The sequence below is a fragment of the Peribacillus sp. NPDC097198 genome, from assembly GCF_044762055.1.
Classification (GTDB): Bacteria; Bacillota; Bacilli; order Bacillales; family DSM-1321; genus Peribacillus.
In genome coordinates this window covers 136757-153992 of record NZ_JBIWDO010000008.1, presented here as the reverse complement: position 1 = coordinate 153992, position 17236 = coordinate 136757, and the positions used below count along the sequence as shown (strand labels likewise).

Sequence of the window (17236 nt, the reverse complement as noted above, 5' to 3'; positions counted from 1 at the left end):
AAGTTACCTGCATGTACATCGCCTTCTCATATAGAAGGCGACCGGGTTTCTTTAGAAAGGATTGAATGTATGGATATACAAGCTGCAAAGAAAAGTGTCCTTGAATTACAAACACTATTAAATCAATACAGTTATGAATACTATGTGCTGGATCAACCTTCTGTGCCGGATGCCGAATATGACCGACTTTTACGTGATCTCATCGAGCTTGAGGAAAAATTCCCCGAGTTGAAGACTCCTGATTCTCCGACGCAGCGTGTCGGCGGGGCCATCCTGGATATGTTTGAAAAAGTGGAGCACACAACACCCATGCTTAGCTTGGGCAATGCCTTCAATGAAGATGATCTACGTGATTTTGATAGAAAGGTCCGTCAGGCCGTTGGGGAGAATTATTCCTATGTATGTGAGTTGAAAATCGATGGATTGGCCGTCACTCTTCAATATGAAAATGGTTACTTCATAAAAGGGGCGACCCGGGGGGATGGAACGATTGGTGAAGATATCACCGAGAACCTGAAAACAATCAAATCCATTCCATTGAAGATAAGGAAACCAATCGGAATCGAAGTCCGTGGAGAGGCATTCATGCCGAAGAGATCCTTTGAAGGGTTGAATGCGGCGAAAGAAGAACGTGGGGAAGAACCGTTTGCGAATCCTCGTAATGCAGCAGCTGGTTCTTTAAGGCAGCTTGATCCCAAGCTTGCGGCAAAGCGGAATCTGGACATTTTTCTTTACGCCATTGCCGATTTAGGAGAAACTGGGGTTGGTTCCCATGGTGAAGCGCTGGATTTACTGGACGAACTAGGATTTAAGACGAATAAAGAACGAAAGACCTGTTCGAATATAGATGAGGTACTCGCCTATATCGAAAATTGGACAGAACAGCGTCCAAACTTGGCGTATGATATCGATGGGATTGTCGTAAAAGTCGATTCACTTGAACAACAGGATGAATTGGGATTCACGGCCAAAAGCCCAAGATGGGCAATCGCCTACAAGTTCCCGGCAGAAGAAGTGGTCACGACGCTAAGGTCCATTGAACTGAATGTTGGTCGTACGGGTGTTTTGACGCCAACGGCTGTATTGGATCCTGTCAGAGTCGCGGGCTCTACCGTTCAACGGGCTTCACTACATAATGAAGATTTAATCCGGGAGAAAGATATTCGGATTGGAGACCAAGTGGTCGTAAAAAAGGCAGGCGATATTATACCAGAGGTCGTCAATGTACTAGTGGAACGCCGTACAGGTGAAGAAGTAGAATTCCAGATGCCGACTGAATGCCCTGAATGTGAAAGTGAGCTTGTGAGACTTGAAGGGGAAGTGGCCCTGCGTTGCATCAACCCTAAATGTCCCGCTCAGATTCGTGAAGGGTTAATTCACTTTGTATCACGCACTGCCATGAATATCGACAGTATGGGTGAAAAGGTCATCAGCCAGCTTTTCAAGGAAGAACTGATACACGATGTAGCCGATATATATAAACTTACGTATGATCAAGTCATTGAATTGGAACGGATGGGGGAAAAATCCGTCAATAAGTTGCTTCAAGCGATAGAGGCATCTAAAAGCAATTCACTTGAAAAGTTGTTATTCGGTCTTGGTATCCGACATGTCGGTTCGAAAGCCGCGAAGACGCTAGCACGGGAGTTCGGCACCATGGATGCCCTGAGCAAGGCAAGCCGCGAACAGTTAACGGGAATCAACGAAATTGGTGAAAAAATGGCCGATTCAGTCGTTGCGTATTTTGAGCAAGAAGAAGTTCATGCGTTGCTAGAGGAGTTGAAATCAGCGGGTGTGAATCTGGCCTATAAAGGGGTTAGAGCCATTCCAGTGGAAGAAATCGATTCTATATTTGCAGGGAAAACGGTTGTTTTGACCGGGAAACTACATCAGCTTACACGCAATGAAGCAAAAGAGAAATTAGAAGCACTGGGTGCCAATGTCGCTGGAAGTGTCAGCAAGAAGACTGATTTGGTTGTGGCAGGCGAAGATGCTGGATCAAAGCTTGAAAAGGCAGAGAGCTTAGGTGTCCTAGTGTGGGATGAAGAGAGACTAATCGAGGAATTTACTAAATAAGAGGTGTAGGCTATGAGGAAACACTCCATTTTGGGAATGCTTCTTATCCTACTGCTTGCTGGTTGTGCACCAAGTTTCGATGATGAGCAAGAGGTAGTGAAAGATTCCAAGGACAAAGAGGAGACAGCAATCATTCCGAAATACAAAATTTCGGATGAATATTATCAAACGATTCTTCCATTTGAGCCATCAAAGGCCCGCGGTTTGGTTGTATCGAATTTAAACACTCGATACGATATAGAAGAATTTGAAAACGGACTTATGCGATTGGCGCAAAATCAGTTTAATCCAGACGATTATTTGTTCCAAGAAGGACAAATGCTTGACAGTTCGACGATTTCATCTTGGCTGAACAGAAAATACACAAAAAGCCAGTTGAAAGAAAAAGACTTGAAAGCCAGTGAGAATCTAGGCTTGAACCCTGTAGATACAGGTAAGGGCGACATTGATAAACGGAATGAAGAAAACCCAATCTATCTAGCTCATATTCTGGAACATAATTACTTGACGAAAACGGAAGATAATAAAGTCAGCCTTGGCGGTGTCGTCATCGGCCTTGCCTTGAATTCGGTTCATTATTATCAAAAAGAAGCATACGGTGCCACGTATGAAACCAAAATAGATAGTAAGGAACTGAAAAGAGAAGGAGAACAAATCGCGGAAGAAGTCCTGAAACGATTACGTAAAACGGAAAAATTAAAGAATGTGCCGATTACGATTGCCCTTTTCGAACAGAACGAGAAATCTTCCGTCGTCCCTGGGAATTTCATATCCTATACGAATATCGAAAAAAGCTCTAATGAAATCAAGAAATGGAACAGTGTAGATGAAAAATACTACCTATTCCCTTCGACAAAAGCAGAAAAAAAATATAGGGACGACGTCAACACCTTCACCAATTTCAAAGAGGATGTCGAAGAGTATTTCCCTAACTTCAATGGCGTAATAGGCCGGGCCTTTTATATGGACAACCAATTACAGAAGTTGAACATCGACATACCCATTCAATTCTATGGGAATTCTGAAGCTATCGGCTTCACTCAATATGTAGCGGGTCTCGTGATGGAACGTTTTCCAAAGTATATTTCCGTGCAAGTATCAATTACTTCGGTCAACGGACCAGAAGCACTCATCGTCCGTCAGGCAAATCAAGACGAACCGACTGTGCATATATACGAATAAAGGAAAAGGAGGAGATGGAGCCTGATATGGCCCCATCTTCTTTCATGATTAGTAAGGGGTTCTGGAGAGATACGAGGTATCTTGGAATTCCGCCAGGGAATTTCCGACAGCATTCTCATATTTCCCGGAAAATACTTCTTTTTCCTTTGAAAATTTTGAAATTCGACATTGCAACTCTTGTTGCTTTACTGTGTAATAGTTTGATATGATTTAAACGATGATTTTCTGGAGAAAAGCGACTAGATTCAGTGGCTTTGGATATTTTGGAGGTGAAGAGAATGTCACGTATAACTATGGACCAAGTTAAGCACGTTGCCCATTTGGCACGTTTGGCAATTACGGAAGAAGAAGCAGAAAAATTCCAACATCAGCTTGATCAAATGATTTCATTTGCTGAACAGTTGAATGAACTTGATACAGACCAGGTAAAACCGACTTCTCACGTTTTGGATATGAAAAATGTAATGCGTGAAGATGTAGCGAAACCAGGACTACCGGTGGAAGAAGTAGTCAAGAATGCACCAGATAGCAAAGATGGTTATATCCGCGTACCATCTATAATGGAATAAGGAGGGACAATGATGTCGTTGTTCGAACAAAAGGTTTCCGAGCTTCATGAACGTTTACATAATAAAGAAATCAGTGTTACTGATCTTGTTAACGAATCGTATGAACGGATCGGACAGGTAGAAGACAAGGTGCAGGCATTTTTGACATTAGATGAAGAAAACGCCCGCAACCAAGCAAAAAAAATGGATGACCAATTAGCTAAAGGCGAGAGTCAAGGCGTTTTGTTCGGTATGCCGATTGGTGTAAAAGATAATATTGTCACAAAAAATTTACGGACTACATGTGCAAGTAAAATATTGGAGGACTTCAACCCAATATATGATGCGACTGCCGTTCAAAAATTACAAAGTGCTGAAACAGTGACGATTGGTAAGTTGAACATGGATGAATTCGCGATGGGATCTTCAAATGAGAATTCAGCTTATAAGGCGACTCGCAATCCATGGAATACGGATTATGTACCAGGTGGGTCTTCAGGCGGTTCAGCTGCCTCTGTCGCTGCTGGTGAAGTCCTGTTCTCATTAGGTTCGGATACAGGTGGTTCGATTCGCCAACCAGCTGCTTATTGCGGAGTCGTTGGCTTAAAACCTACATATGGACGGGTATCCCGTTTTGGGCTTGTGGCATTTGCTTCTTCATTAGACCAAATTGGTCCGATTACAAGAACGGTTGAAGATAATGCATATTTACTTGAAGCGATTTCTGGTGTCGATCCAATGGATTCCACATCGGCTAACGTGGATGTGCCAAGTTTTGTGAATTCATTAACAGGCGATGTTAAAGGATTGAAAATTGCCGTGCCAAAGGAATATCTTGGTGAAGGCGTTGGGGAAGAGGCACGCAACTCCGTGCTTGAAGCCTTAAAAGTATTAGAAGGACTTGGAGCAGAATGGGAAGAGGTTTCATTGCCGCATTCTAAATACGCTCTAGCGGCCTACTACCTGCTTTCTTCATCTGAAGCGTCTGCCAACCTTTCTCGTTTTGACGGGGTTCGTTATGGCCACCGTACGGATAATGCCGAAACGCTAATCGAAATGTACAAGCAAACACGTGCGGAAGGTTTCGGTGATGAAGTTAAACGCCGTATCATGCTTGGAACGTTCTCCTTAAGCTCCGGCTATTATGATGCTTATTATAAAAAAGCTCAAAAAGTCCGTACATTAATCAAAAAAGACTTTGAAGATGTATTCGAAAAATATGATGTCATCGTGGGACCAACCACGCCTACACCAGCATTCAAAATCGGTGAGAAAGTCGATGATCCATTAACGATGTATGCGAATGATATTTTGACGATTCCAGTCAACCTTGCGGGTGTACCAGGCATTTCGGTACCATGCGGATTCGCGGCTAACGGTCTACCACTTGGTCTACAAATGATCGGGAAACATTTTGATGAAAGCACGATTTATCGCGCAGCTCACGCTTTTGAGCAAGCAACAGATTTTCATAAACAATTTCCTAAGCTGTAAGGGGTGAAATAAATGGACTTTGAAACGGTAATTGGTCTAGAAGTACACGTAGAATTAAAGACAGATTCAAAAATTTTCTCAAGCAGCCCGAATCATTTCGGTGCTTCTCCAAATAGCAATACGACTGTCATTGATCTTGGTTATCCTGGGGTGCTGCCAGTCGTCAATAAAAAGGCTGTTGATTTTGCAATGAAGGCAGCCATCGCGCTGAATTGTGAAATCGCAGAGATTACGAAATTCGACCGTAAAAATTATTTTTATCCAGATAATCCGAAAGCCTATCAAATTTCACAATTTGATCAACCAATCGGGGAACATGGATGGATTGAAATCGAAGTCGGCGGAAAGAAAAAGAAAATCGGCATTACCCGTATCCATATGGAAGAAGATGCAGGGAAACTTACGCATAAAGGCAACCATTCTCTATGTGACTATAACCGCCAAGGTACACCACTTGTTGAAATCGTATCCGAGCCGGATATCACGTCTCCAGAAGAGGCCTATGCTTATCTTGAAAAGTTGAAATCCATCATACAATACACGGGTGTTAGTGATTGTAAAATGGAAGAAGGCTCACTTCGTTGTGACGCCAACATCTCCTTGAAACCGGTTGGTCAAAAGGAATTCGGTACGAAAACGGAACTGAAGAACTTGAACTCGTTCAACTTCGTTCGTAAAGGACTTGAGCATGAGGAAATCCGCCAAGCCGAAATATTGAATGAAGGTGGCGTCATTGAACAAGAAACACGCCGTTTCGATGAGGCTACTGGCAGAACGGTTCTGATGCGTGTCAAAGAGGGTTCTGATGATTATCGTTACTTCCCGGAACCGGACTTATTGACGATCCATATCGATGAGGAATGGAAAGCGCGCATTGCTGCGGAAATTCCTGAACTGCCGGATGCACGGAAAAAGCGTTATGCTGAAGAGTTTGGCTTACCGGAGTATGATGCAGCTGTTCTTACCGTAACAAAAGAAATGGCTGATTTCTTTGAAGCATCGGTTGCAGCAGGTGCGGATGCAAAACTGGCGTCAAACTGGATCATGGGTGAAGTTTCTGCATTCTTGAATGCTGAAGGAAAAGAACTTCACGATGTGGCATTGACTGCCGAGTCATTGGCAGGCATGATCAAACTTATCAAAGATGGCACAATTTCTTCTAAAATCGCGAAAAAGGTATTCAAGGAATTGATTGAAAACGGCGGTGACGCTGAAGCTATCGTTAAGGAAAAAGGACTTGTCCAGATTTCTGACGAAGGTGCGTTAAAGACAGCTGTTGAGGAAGCCTTGAATAATAACCCTCAATCGATTGAAGACTTTAAAGCGGGTAAACAAAAAGCTATTGGATTCCTTGTCGGACAAATCATGAAAGCGACAAAAGGACAAGCCAATCCACAACTTGTAAATAAAATCTTGATTGAAGAAATCAATAAACGCTAATCGATGGCCGTATCACTTCCGGGTGGTACGGTTTTCTCATGGAGAATAGTACATGCAGAAAAAAATTTATTTAGGAGTTATCTGTAGGGATAACTCCTTTTTGTCTCGTCTATAACATGAAAGCTTAAATGAAAGGGGGGAGAGAAGTGACAGATGCGTTAGTGGAGAAGGTAAGAAGTGGGAATGATCATGCTTTCCGCATTTTGATTGAAACGTATAAAGAATCGGTTTTCAGGACGGTTTATTCCGTCCTGCACAATCAAAAGGATGCTGAAGATGCCACACAGGAAGTCTTCATCAAAATCTACACTTCTCTTCCCCAATATCAAAATCAAGGGTTCAAAACGTGGATGACGCGAATAGCCGTCAATCATGCGATAGACTTGAAGCGGAAAAGAGACCGGAAAAAGGAAGTATCGCATGAGGAACAGCCATCAGAGGGGCATCTAGGTTTATCCGAAGATGTTGAGGCACTATTCTTCCAGAATGAAAGAAGAAAACTGGTGCTACAAAAACTTGATGACCTTCCAGCTGGATACCGTGAAGTGGTGCACGACTTTTACATAAAGGAAAAAACCTATCAACAAATTGCCGAGGAACAGCAAATCCAAGTGAAATCGGTTGAAGTAAAGCTGTACCGGGCAAGAAATTGGATGAAAAAACATTGGAAAGAGGAGGATTTTTCATGAAACATGTTTCTGTAACAGAGTGGACTGCGTATATCGCAGATGAAATCCCGGATGCTCTAAAAGTAGAATATGAAAATCATCTGTACTCCTGTGACGATTGTTTAACGCTTTACATGGAAGCGCTAGATAGAGAGGAAAGTGTTCGGCCTAACGAGGAACTGGATATCGCGGATAGCGTGATGAACACGATTGCAGCACTCAAAACCGTGCCATCCGCAGAGGATGAAACAAAGAACACCCGTTCAATGAGGACCATTACAAAACACTATTTGATTGCCGCAGGCTTTACTGTGTTACTGATGGCGAGTGGAGCGTTTCACTCTTTGACTAAATACGTCGATAATGTGGAGTCTGGGGCTATAAAAGAAACGCCGCCGGTAACAGACGGACTGATTGATAAAACATTTAACTGGATGGATGATATCGAAAAGAAAAATAAGGAGGGGTTTAAATATGAATAAAAGTCCGGTGTTAGCCTTTATATTGTCGTTTTTCCCCGGGGCCGGCCATTTCTACTTGGGCAGGATCTTCAAAGGGCTATTTTATTTTTTGGCTACGGTAGGATTGGGGGCTATCGGGATCCTACTAGCCGTGGTCAGTCAAGATGATGGTTTCCTTGCTATTTCGATTTTGGGAGTCTTCGTGTACCTCATCAGCATTTTTGATTTGGTGATCACTTCTTTAAGAGGGGCAAACATTAAATCAGGCTCGGAAGGCAGTAGCATGGTTCAGCCTGAGGCCGAAAGGTTCTATGTGATCGTCCTGTCATTCGTACCGGGCCTGGGCCATTTTCAGCTCGGTCTCATGAATCGCGGGCTCACGTTTTTGATTGGGTTCCTGGGGCTCGGCGTTATGGTGATATTCATAACGGCAATGACCCATATAGATGGCTTGTTGATATTCATGGCCCTTTTACCGGTGATTTGGGTGTACAGCTTTTTTGATGGCATCCAACAGCTGAACAAAAAGCAAAAAGGGGAAGAGCTGGTTGACCGGTCGGTTTTAGAAGATTTGGAAGAGAGAAGGGAATCCGGCAAGAAGAGTAAATCGGTTGCCACATTGTTCTCTGTATTCCCAGGTGCAGGCCACTTATATTTGGGCTTACAAAAACGTGGAATCCAATTAATGGCGGGATTCTTATTCGCCATCTATATCCTGGATTTACTTCGATTGGGTTTTTTCTTCTTTCTGATTCCCATCATTTGGTTTTATAGCTTTTTTGATGGCTTGCAAAAAGCATCCAAAATGGATGAAGGACCACTGGTGGACACGCCAATCATTACAGGCATTGCCCATCAACAAAAGTGGTTCGGCTATGGGTTGGTGGCTATAGGCGTTTATTTCTTCGCGAGCAATATCATAGTACCCGCAGCAGCTCCCTATTTACAGCAATGGCTAGGGGATAACTTTGAGTATTGGTTTAGGGATTATTTTCAAAAAGGGATTGTATGTGTCCTATTAATAGGCGGCGGAATCAAATTGCTGTCTGGAAGTAAGAAAGAGAAAGTTAGGGGGGAAACAAAATGAGAACATGGAGAGTTGGGACGGTGTCAATGGGTGTGGCCCTAATCGGGTTAGGCGTACTTTTGTTGCTTTCACAGATTTCAGATATGAGTTTGACGACGATCCTTTTATCCTGGTGGCCGCTTCTTTTCATCATTTTAGGAGGCGAGATCCTCTTTTATATCTATTATTCAAGGAAAGAGAGTTCTTTCGTAAAATATGATTTTATTAGTATCATTTTTGTAGGACTGCTTGGAATGTTGGGGATTGCTTTACTTTTGCTAACATCAAGCGGCGTGATGGAACAGGTGACGGCAGCGGTGAAAAGCGAGGAAAAAACCGTCGATTTGCCTGGCTTCAATGAAAAAGCCGGGAAAGAAATTCAGCGGGTCGTATTGGATCCGGGATACTACCCTCTAACGGTTGAAGGAGGGAGCAATGAGAATGTTTCCATTTTTGGCACGTACGATGAACGTGTAATGGAAGATAGTGAGTCACTATTAAAAGAGGCTGAAGACTATCTAATGGTGGAAAGGAAAGGCGATACACTTTATATCAGTTTGAAAGATCTCCCCGTTCAAAATGGACTGCTGGGTGGAGATAGGATGAACCTTGAAGCAACGCTCATCATACCTGCCGACCTGGCTTTGGAAGTCGAGGGAAAAGACACAGACCTCACTTTAAAGCCGAGAGAACTGGTTAACGATTGGAATGTAGATGATGCAGGTTCTCTTACTGTCTATCTACAGGAAAAAAGCGATATAACGATACAGGCATTTGGAGTCGAAGAGCTGGAAGGGCCAAAAGATAGCTGGAAATCTGTCAGCGTGAAGACGGAAGATGATGAAGATAGCGACGTAAAGAATGGTACGTTGAAATTTGGCAAAGGACGTCATACCTTGACGATTTCAGATTCTTATAACGTGAACGTTCGGTATCATTAATTAAGACTAGATACTAGAATAAATTCATAAAAAGCTATATAATTTCTCTGATAAGATAGCAGATATGAATAAATAAGGATGGGCCAGCTTACGGTCCTTTTTTTTGAGGGAAATTGCTTTTCGTGAAGTGAAGGATTATTATGTAACTTATGGAATCAATACGTATAAGGATGATGGGAAATGAAAAGAGCGAGGTTAATTTATAACCCGACATCAGGACGGGAAGCCATCAAGAAAAGTTTACCAGCAGTGCTCGCCAAGCTAGAGGCAGCTGGATACGAGGCTTCGACACATGCAACTACCGGTGCTGGTGATGCAACGAACGCTGCCAAAATTGCCATCGAACGCGGATATGATATCGTTATCGCAGCGGGCGGAGATGGTACAATCTATGAGGTGGTAAACGGGCTTGCCGATGCAGAAAAACGCCCGAAATTAGGAATCATTCCGACGGGAACGACGAATGATTTTGCACGGGCATTGCATTTACCGAAATCCATTGAGGGCGCAGCCGATATCATTGCCAATGGGCATACGATGCCGATTGATATTGGAAAGATGAATGAGAAGTACTTCATCAATATTGCAGGCGGAGGACGATTGACCGAATTAACTTACGATGTACCAATCAAGCTCAAAACAATGCTGGGACAGCTGGCCTACTATATTAAAGGAATCGAGATGTTGCCTTCCATCAAACCGACGGAAGTGTCGATAGAATATGATGGAAAGCTTTTTGAAGGCGAAATCATGTTGTTTTTAGTAGCTAACACGAACTCTGTCGGCGGTTTTGAAAAATTGGCACCAGATGCATCGCTCAATGATGGGATGTTCACGCTGCTAATATTGAAAAAAGCAAATCTTGCAGATATCGTCCGCATTGTTACGTTGGCCATGCGCGGAGAACATATCCATGATAGAAATGTCATCTATGTAAAAGCCAATAGAATCAAAATTACATCAAAAAAAGAAATGATGCTCAATCTAGATGGGGAATTCGGTGGTATGGCACCAGCTGAATTCGTTAACCAGTATCGTCATTTCGATGTTTTCATCCCACAAGGCATTTTGGCGGATGACCCGAAAAATAAATAATCAATAAAGGTCACTTCACATTGAGTGGCCTTTTCATTTTATTCTAGTAAGGAGATTGAGGAACGTGACTATCAGAAGAGCAACTAAAGAAGACGCAGAAAAGGCAGCAATATTAATACGTTTTGCCATCAAGGAAATAGCCGAAACACTTACCGGTGAAACGAAGGAAGAAAAAATACTTGCTGATCTTGGGGATTTTTTCAGAAGCAGTGGAAACAGAATGAGTTATGAAAATACGTTGGTGTATGAACAGGATGGGCAAGTGGCTGGATTGATCATCGCCTATCATGGAAAAGATGCCGTGGCCTTGGATGAACCGATAGCGGAACGATTAAGAAGGAAAAAGAATGACCCAAGCATTAACATCGACAAAGAAGCGGAGATGGAAGACTTCTATCTGGATACAATAAGTGTGGATCCCGATTTTCGCGGCAAAGGTATTGGGACATCTTTAATTCATCAAATGGAAGCGTTCGGAGTAGAGAAGGGATATCCAAGTGTTTCATTAATTGTTGAAGATGTTAATCCTGATGCAGGGCGTCTTTATAAACGATTAGGATACAAAAAGACGAAGATGATTAGAGTGAGTGACGGGGAATTTGCCTATATGGTCAAGGAACTAGAAAAAACCCCAGTATAAGCTGGGGATCAGGCATTGCAGGTGTAAGGATTGACCCTTCTATGTTTGCTGTCCATTCATGGCAGCCCAGTCGGCATATGCGCCGGAACCATTGCAGCCGGGACAGTCGTGGATATCTGAAAAATGATACTCCGTCGGTACAAAAGAGCTGTATCCCCGACCGTAACAATCTGGACAAAGGCCTTTTTCTTCCATGCTTGCTCGATGTTTTTCTAGCCTGTTTGAGTTCCAGTCTGATATGGAGCTGAATAAACCCATTTCCTCACCTCATTCACTTTTCCTTACTTTTCTCTATCCTGCGCCGTTTTATGCACAAAACGATGAATAAATCAGGAATTCCTTTTCTATATTTTTATGAGGAATAGCGTGAATTGGTGAGTCATTTTGTGGCAAGGCTATGTTTGTGGTAAAATACAGGTTAGCTTAAAAAAGAAAAGAGAAGATGATATGAAAACAACAACACCTGTTAATAAGAATGATATTATAGAGGTTTTATTCGAAGATTTAACGCACGAAGGTGCTGGAGTAGCTAAAGTTGATGGCTATCCGATCTTCGTTCAGAACGCGCTACCTGGTGAAAAAGCAAAAATTAAAGTCTTGAAGGCCAATAAAGGATATGGATTTGGACGTTTGATGGAAATTATCGAAAATAGTCCATATCGCGTGGAGATCCCTACTGAAGACTATAACAAGTATGGTGGCTGTCAACTGCAACATATGAGTTATGAAGGTCAATTGGAGTTTAAGGAAAAACAAGTGCGTGACGTAATGACCCGCATTGGAAAACTTGAGGATGCGACGGTTTATCCGGTTATTGGGATGGAAGACCCTACCCATTATCGTAATAAGGCGCAAGTTCCTGTAGGGGAAAAAGATGGCAAGCTGATTGCAGGGTTCTTTAAACCACGGACACATGAAATTGTGGAAACAAAAGAAAGCATCATTCAAAATGAAGTGATTAGCGAAGCCGTTCAGGTTGTGAAGGAAGTCTTTAGTCATCTGGGAATTCCCGCTTACAATGAGCAAACACATAAAGGTGTTTTGCGTCACATCATGGCTCGTTATGGTAAGCAAACGGGTGAGTTAATGATCGTGCTTGTTACACGGACTAGCAGTATCCCGTTCATCGAAACCATCGTGAAGGAGATCACTGACAGACTTCCACAGGTGAAATCAATCGTTCAAAACGTGAATACGAAGAAAACGAATGTCATTTTGGGAGAAAAAATGTCTGTACTTTGGGGTAATGAAGTAATCTATGACATGATTGGCGACGTGAAATTTGCGATTTCAGCTAAATCCTTCTACCAAATCAACCCGGACCAAACGAAAGTCCTTTATGATAAGGCGCTGGAGTATGCTGGATTAACGGGAGAAGAAACCGTGATTGATGCCTATTGTGGCATTGGTACTATTTCCTTATTCCTGGCCCAAAAAGCGAAAAAGGTCATCGGCGTGGAAGTGGTGGAAGAAGCAATAGAAGACGCACGCCGCAATGCAGAACTGAATGAGATTACGAATGCCGAATTCGTTGTTGGTGATGCAGGAAACGTGATTGCTGAATACTATCAAAAAGGTAATACAGCAGACGTCATCGTCATGGACCCACCGCGCAAGGGCTGTGAAGAAACGCTTCTAAATACCATCATTGAGATGAAACCGAAGAAAGTCGTTTACGTATCTTGCAACCCAGGAACATTAGCCCGGGACCTTCACATTTTGGAAGAAGGCGGATATAAAGCTGTTTATGTCCAACCTGTTGATATGTTCCCGATGACAACGCATGTTGAAAATGTTGTGTTATTAGAGTTAAAGTGAATGTGAATAATTGTCTTTAATAGAAAATGAATGCCGAAGCAGGATCCAATAAGGGTCCTGCTTTTTGATTTTTTTTCATTTACCCATTCTTGTCTTTACGATTGGGACATATATTAAGGAATATCGAATAGGGGGCAAGGTGGTTTTATCAATTTTCAAAAAGTAGTGGCAGTGATTGTTGGTAGCTTTTTGATTGGTGTTGGGATAAATGGATTCTTGGTCCCTTATCACTTGATAGATGGTGGGATTATCGGGATCGCTCTCGTTCTACATTACTTCTTTGACTTTCAGACAGGGCTTTCGATGTTGGTTCTTAGCATCCCTTTATTTACATATGCCTGGTGTTATGAGCGTTCCCTTTTCTATAGCAGCATCCATGGGTTACTATTGACTTCTCTTTTCATGGATTGGTTAAGCCCATTAAAAAGGGAATTTGCGGTTTCTATTTTCACCAGTTCATTGGTTGGTGGGGTAATTATCGGGGTGGGGATAGGGCTTATGCTCAGATATGAAACAAGCAGTGGAGGAACGGATTTGTTGGCAAAATTCATCTCCAAATCCTCCTCCATGGATATTGCTTTAATCATTATCATCATTGATACCGCAATCATATCAGCAGGTTTATTCATCTTAGGAATAGAAATTTTTCTGTTTTCATGTCTGACTATTATCATTATTGGTGTGATTACTTCCATAATGGAAGTGCGAATAAAAAATTAATAATTATTATTTCAATAGAAAGGCTACCTCATCGATGGCTTGTTGCAGTTTTTCGCTATTTTTGCTATACATTGCTCTGGCATCCTTTGAATCGGTAGAGAGGGAAAATACCTCTAAATCTGCTTGGCACTTTTTTAAAGTCGCAAGCAATAATGGCTTTTCTTGAGGAGAAGGGACTTTAATTTTATCGTCGTATAAATCAACCGTTAACTCTCCATTTGATTTTGCTTGCCCCAGAAAGACATTTTCAAGGAGTACATCTAGTTTCTCCAATTCCGTACTCAACCAATTACGATTCAGCCCAATGGCGGAGAGTGGTTCATCCAGGATTTCCCCATCCATGATGATCGTTTGAGGCTCCTTGATTAAATCAACCTTCATATTTATATCCTTTGGTGTGAGTGGTTGGTTTTCTTTCTTTAATAATACGGAAAAAACACCATTTGCCTCTAATAAGGCAAACTCCACCATGGATATATCAAAAACGTCCTTACTTCTGAGTAGCCATAATAATTCATCGGTCGTATACTTTTCCTTTTTTAAATTGTCCTCCAAGATCTTGCCATCTTTAATAAACACGGTGGCTTTCCCTTCCACCAAATCACGGAAAATTTTACTTTTCAATGAAATCAAGCCAGCTAAGAAAGGAGCAAATGCGAAAACGAGGATGCTGAGGACTCCATGAAAAATATTTCCTTCTACCTTTGTGGCTAACTCCGCCCCGACGTTTCCAATCGTAATCCCCGTGACATATTCGAAAAATGAAAGTTGGGAGATTTGTTTTTTCCCTAACCATTTCGTAATTAAAAAAAGAACGATCAAAAAAAATAGCGATCGTAACACCACCTGTAACCAATCAGGCATTATTTAGCACCTCCATACCCCGGTCTTATTGTAATCCTTCGCTCTCTAACTTTCCGACCCTCTTTTGAATATCTTTCCTCACTTCATTCACTTTCATCATCGTTTCGTGTAAGATTCGCTTCGATTCGTCATCCTGAGTTCGGAGTGCCAGGCTAGAGAGTCCAGCTTCCACTCCCTTAAGGTTGGCGGCACATAGTTTGACATCAGTTAAAATAGTCATCAAGAAGTCTCCTTATTCTTTTGTTGATACTTGACCTTCTAGATTATCTTGCTGAAATTCGAACAATATATCCAAGATAATATTATTCTGTCCTATTTGGTGAGCGGGCATGTTGTTCATTTTTTTCTCCTGCCATAAGTGGATAAAAGATGGAAGGGTATGACGCAAATTATTACAAAGAAGTCTAATGTAATCATTTACCAACTAAAACTAACCGTATTTTCACCGATACAATCATTATCACGTACTCGCGTAATAGAAAAATGCAACTTAAGTAGGAGATGGAAAGATGAAGATGACTGTAAAGAAAAAATTACTATGGAGCTTTTGCGGAGTATTGTCTCTTTTAGCTATCATAACGGGGATTACATTTTATCAGTTCAACAGTGTAGACGATAGTTATTCAAGTGTCATAGAAGACCGTGTCAAAAAGATTTCTCTTTCGACAAAAATGGTCGACGCGATTCGCACGGAACAAATCGCCCTCCGAGGGTACTTGGTCAATGATACGGATAAATATTTATCAGCGTTCCAACAATCGAAGGATTCCTTCAAACAAGCTTTCGATACATATAGTGGGCTTAGTCTAGATCCCGAGGCAAAGGAAATTTTGGACGAGCTAAATGGCTATGCTACCGAATATGAAACGCTGGCCGGACAGCTAATTGAATTAAAGGATCTAGATGATAAAAAAGGATACATCGACTTAATGAACAATCAAGGAGCTCCCCTTACAATAAAATTAAATGAAGTGAGTGAAGAGGCATTTAATTATCAACAGGCTGCCCTTTTAGAAAAAAGTGATGAATTGTCCCTTCAGGTTATCGGAGTGAAAAGGATTATTCTGATTATAAGCGTCCTAGCCATTATCACTGGGGTGGCGATTGCTTTAATCATAAACCGGAGCATCTCAAAACCTGTATTGCTCGTTTCAGCTGCAGCGAAACAGATTGCAGCCGGAAATTTGACGATAGAAGATGTGAAAGTGAAGAATAGGGATGAAATCGGTGAATTGGCCAGCTCTTTTAATGAGATGAAAGGTAATTTGCGAAGTTTGATTAAAACGGTGAATGCTGCAACTGATCAAGTCGCTGCTTCTTCGGAGGAACTGATGGCAAGCGCGGAACAAACCAATTCTGCGACAACACAGGTGGTAACTGCCATACAAGAAGTGGCCGGTGGGGCTGAAACTCAAAATAACTATGTAGAAGAGAGTTCAAAGGGTGTCCAAGTCATGGCCGTCGGTACAAAGAAAGTTGCCTTAACGACTTCCACTGTTACTGAATCGGCAATGGAGGCCGCAAAACAAGCCAATATCGGTAGCGAGTATCTTAACAAAGTGATTGAACAAATGAAATCCATTTCAACGTCCACAAACGAATCAAATGAAGTGGTGAAAAAACTGAATGATCGATCCAATGAAATTGGCAAGATCATTGAAGTGATCACGGGGATAGCCGACCAGACGAATCTCTTAGCCTTGAACGCGGCTATCGAATCGGCAAGAGCCGGTGAACATGGGAAAGGTTTTGCAGTCGTGGCTGATGAAGTCAAGAAATTGGCTGAACAATCTCGCCAGTCAGCTAAGCAGATTGCTGACCTCATTCAGGATATTCAAGATGATACGGTACTTGTGGTCAATACGATGAACTATGGCACCCAGGAAGTGACAGAGGGAATGAAACTTGTCGAGGAGACCGGGAAAACATTCGATTCCATCCTAGAATCGATAGAAACGGTAAGTTCCGAAATACAAGAGGCATCCGCTGTATCGGAGGAAATGGCAGCGAGTGTAGATCAAGTGAGCGCGGCCATTGAACAAGTAACCCGTATTGCTGAAGGGTCCGTTACAAGTACGGCCGAAATTGCTTCGGCTTCAGAGGAACAGCTGGCTTCCATGGAAGAAATCACCGCCTCTGCTTCATCACTGGCGAGGATGGCCGAGGAATTGAAAGAGAAGGTCGTTGCTTTCAAAATTTAAGCAAACAAGAGATGTCCCGGGA

At 42.2% G+C, this 17236-nt stretch carries 16 protein-coding genes; 14 read left to right on the top strand and 2 right to left on the bottom strand.

Annotated elements, in window-relative coordinates; genetic code table 11:
- The first annotated feature begins 69 nt into the window (after positions 1 to 69).
- The 13 genes from ligA to ACIQXQ_RS15525 all read left to right on the top strand — a co-directional run bounded on the left by ligA (position 70) and on the right by ACIQXQ_RS15525 (position 14149).
- Complete coding sequence (gene ligA, locus ACIQXQ_RS15585) at positions 70 to 2076, top strand: NAD-dependent DNA ligase LigA (RefSeq protein WP_402958614.1); 2007 nt, start codon at positions 70 to 72, stop codon at positions 2074 to 2076.
- 12 nt (positions 2077 to 2088) lie between these two features.
- Positions 2089 to 3258, top strand: a complete 1170-nt coding sequence (locus ACIQXQ_RS15580; RefSeq protein ID WP_402872244.1) for a CamS family sex pheromone protein — start codon at positions 2089 to 2091, stop codon at positions 3256 to 3258.
- Positions 3259 to 3536: 278 nt separating this feature from the next.
- The gene (gene gatC, locus ACIQXQ_RS15575; protein ID WP_402872241.1) at positions 3537 to 3827 is read left to right on the top strand and encodes an Asp-tRNA(Asn)/Glu-tRNA(Gln) amidotransferase subunit GatC; all 291 of its coding nucleotides are present in this window, start codon (positions 3537 to 3539) and stop codon (positions 3825 to 3827) included.
- Positions 3828 to 3839: 12 nt separating this feature from the next.
- Entirely contained in the window at positions 3840 to 5300 is a 1461-nt protein-coding gene (gatA, locus tag ACIQXQ_RS15570) for an Asp-tRNA(Asn)/Glu-tRNA(Gln) amidotransferase subunit GatA (protein WP_402872237.1), read from the top strand.
- Between the two features lie 12 nt (positions 5301 to 5312).
- Entirely contained in the window at positions 5313 to 6740 is a 1428-nt protein-coding gene (gene gatB / locus ACIQXQ_RS15565) for an Asp-tRNA(Asn)/Glu-tRNA(Gln) amidotransferase subunit GatB (protein ID WP_402872234.1), read from the top strand.
- Positions 6741 to 6886: 146 nt separating this feature from the next.
- A complete protein-coding gene (locus tag ACIQXQ_RS15560) occupies positions 6887 to 7429 on the top strand; it encodes a sigma-70 family RNA polymerase sigma factor (protein ID WP_402958612.1) in 543 nt (180 codons plus the stop codon).
- The gene (locus ACIQXQ_RS15555; RefSeq protein WP_402958610.1) at positions 7426 to 7890 is read left to right on the top strand and encodes a hypothetical protein; all 465 of its coding nucleotides are present in this window, start codon (positions 7426 to 7428) and stop codon (positions 7888 to 7890) included. Before ACIQXQ_RS15560 ends, ACIQXQ_RS15555 begins: the two co-directional genes overlap by 4 nt.
- Entirely contained in the window at positions 7883 to 8956 is a 1074-nt protein-coding gene (locus ACIQXQ_RS15550) for an NINE protein (protein ID WP_402872225.1), read from the top strand. Before ACIQXQ_RS15555 ends, ACIQXQ_RS15550 begins: the two co-directional genes overlap by 8 nt.
- Entirely contained in the window at positions 8953 to 9876 is a 924-nt protein-coding gene (locus ACIQXQ_RS15545; RefSeq protein ID WP_402958608.1) for a LiaI-LiaF-like domain-containing protein, read from the top strand. The genes ACIQXQ_RS15550 and ACIQXQ_RS15545 overlap by 4 nt, the downstream gene beginning before the upstream one ends.
- A gap of 180 nt (positions 9877 to 10056) precedes the next feature.
- Positions 10057 to 10971: a diacylglycerol kinase gene (locus ACIQXQ_RS15540; protein ID WP_402958606.1), complete on the top strand. Its 915-nt coding sequence runs from the start codon at positions 10057 to 10059 to the stop codon at positions 10969 to 10971.
- Between the two features lie 64 nt (positions 10972 to 11035).
- Positions 11036 to 11611 carry a GNAT family N-acetyltransferase gene (locus ACIQXQ_RS15535; protein WP_402958604.1) on the top strand — a complete coding sequence of 192 codons (576 nt, stop codon included), beginning with the start codon at positions 11036 to 11038 and terminating at the stop codon, positions 11609 to 11611.
- A 447-nt stretch (positions 11612 to 12058) separates the two neighbouring features.
- The gene (gene rlmD / locus ACIQXQ_RS15530; protein ID WP_402958602.1) at positions 12059 to 13429 is read left to right on the top strand and encodes a 23S rRNA (uracil(1939)-C(5))-methyltransferase RlmD; all 1371 of its coding nucleotides are present in this window, start codon (positions 12059 to 12061) and stop codon (positions 13427 to 13429) included.
- 171 nt (positions 13430 to 13600) lie between these two features.
- Complete coding sequence (locus tag ACIQXQ_RS15525) at positions 13601 to 14149, top strand: YitT family protein (protein WP_402958600.1); 549 nt, start codon at positions 13601 to 13603, stop codon at positions 14147 to 14149.
- A gap of 6 nt (positions 14150 to 14155) precedes the next feature.
- On the opposite strand, the gene ACIQXQ_RS15520 is transcribed toward ACIQXQ_RS15525, so the two are convergent.
- Complete coding sequence (locus ACIQXQ_RS15520; protein ID WP_402958598.1) at positions 14156 to 15013, bottom strand: DUF421 domain-containing protein; 858 nt, start codon at positions 15011 to 15013, stop codon at positions 14156 to 14158.
- Positions 15014 to 15038: 25 nt separating this feature from the next.
- A complete protein-coding gene (locus ACIQXQ_RS15515; RefSeq protein ID WP_402958596.1) occupies positions 15039 to 15233 on the bottom strand; it encodes a DUF1657 domain-containing protein in 195 nt (64 codons plus the stop codon).
- Positions 15234 to 15522: 289 nt separating this feature from the next.
- Here ACIQXQ_RS15515 and ACIQXQ_RS15510 point away from each other — a divergent pair, with 289 nt between their 5' ends.
- The gene (locus tag ACIQXQ_RS15510; protein WP_402958594.1) at positions 15523 to 17214 is read left to right on the top strand and encodes a methyl-accepting chemotaxis protein; all 1692 of its coding nucleotides are present in this window, start codon (positions 15523 to 15525) and stop codon (positions 17212 to 17214) included.
- The last annotated feature ends 22 nt before the right edge of the window (positions 17215 to 17236 follow it).

Excerpts from the sequence above, each read along its gene's own strand:
- ligA (WP_402958614.1), top strand. The coding sequence starts at position 70 with ATGGATATACAAGCTGCAAAGAAAAGTGTCCTTGAATTACAAACACTA.
- ACIQXQ_RS15580 (WP_402872244.1), top strand. The coding sequence starts at position 2,089 with ATGAGGAAACACTCCATTTTGGGAATGCTTCTTATCCTACTGCTTGCT.
- gatC (WP_402872241.1), top strand. The coding sequence starts at position 3,537 with ATGTCACGTATAACTATGGACCAAGTTAAGCACGTTGCCCATTTGGCA.
- gatA (WP_402872237.1), top strand. The coding sequence starts at position 3,840 with ATGTCGTTGTTCGAACAAAAGGTTTCCGAGCTTCATGAACGTTTACAT.
- gatB (WP_402872234.1), top strand. The coding sequence starts at position 5,313 with ATGGACTTTGAAACGGTAATTGGTCTAGAAGTACACGTAGAATTAAAG.
- ACIQXQ_RS15555 (WP_402958610.1), top strand. The coding sequence starts at position 7,426 with ATGAAACATGTTTCTGTAACAGAGTGGACTGCGTATATCGCAGATGAA.
- ACIQXQ_RS15550 (WP_402872225.1), top strand. The coding sequence starts at position 7,883 with ATGAATAAAAGTCCGGTGTTAGCCTTTATATTGTCGTTTTTCCCCGGG.
- ACIQXQ_RS15545 (WP_402958608.1), top strand. The coding sequence starts at position 8,953 with ATGAGAACATGGAGAGTTGGGACGGTGTCAATGGGTGTGGCCCTAATC.
- ACIQXQ_RS15540 (WP_402958606.1), top strand. The coding sequence starts at position 10,057 with ATGAAAAGAGCGAGGTTAATTTATAACCCGACATCAGGACGGGAAGCC.
- rlmD (WP_402958602.1), top strand. The coding sequence starts at position 12,059 with ATGAAAACAACAACACCTGTTAATAAGAATGATATTATAGAGGTTTTA.
- ACIQXQ_RS15520 (WP_402958598.1), bottom strand. The coding sequence starts at position 15,013 with ATGCCTGATTGGTTACAGGTGGTGTTACGATCGCTATTTTTTTTGATC.
- ACIQXQ_RS15515 (WP_402958596.1), bottom strand. The coding sequence starts at position 15,233 with ATGACTATTTTAACTGATGTCAAACTATGTGCCGCCAACCTTAAGGGA.
- ACIQXQ_RS15510 (WP_402958594.1), top strand. The coding sequence starts at position 15,523 with ATGAAGATGACTGTAAAGAAAAAATTACTATGGAGCTTTTGCGGAGTA.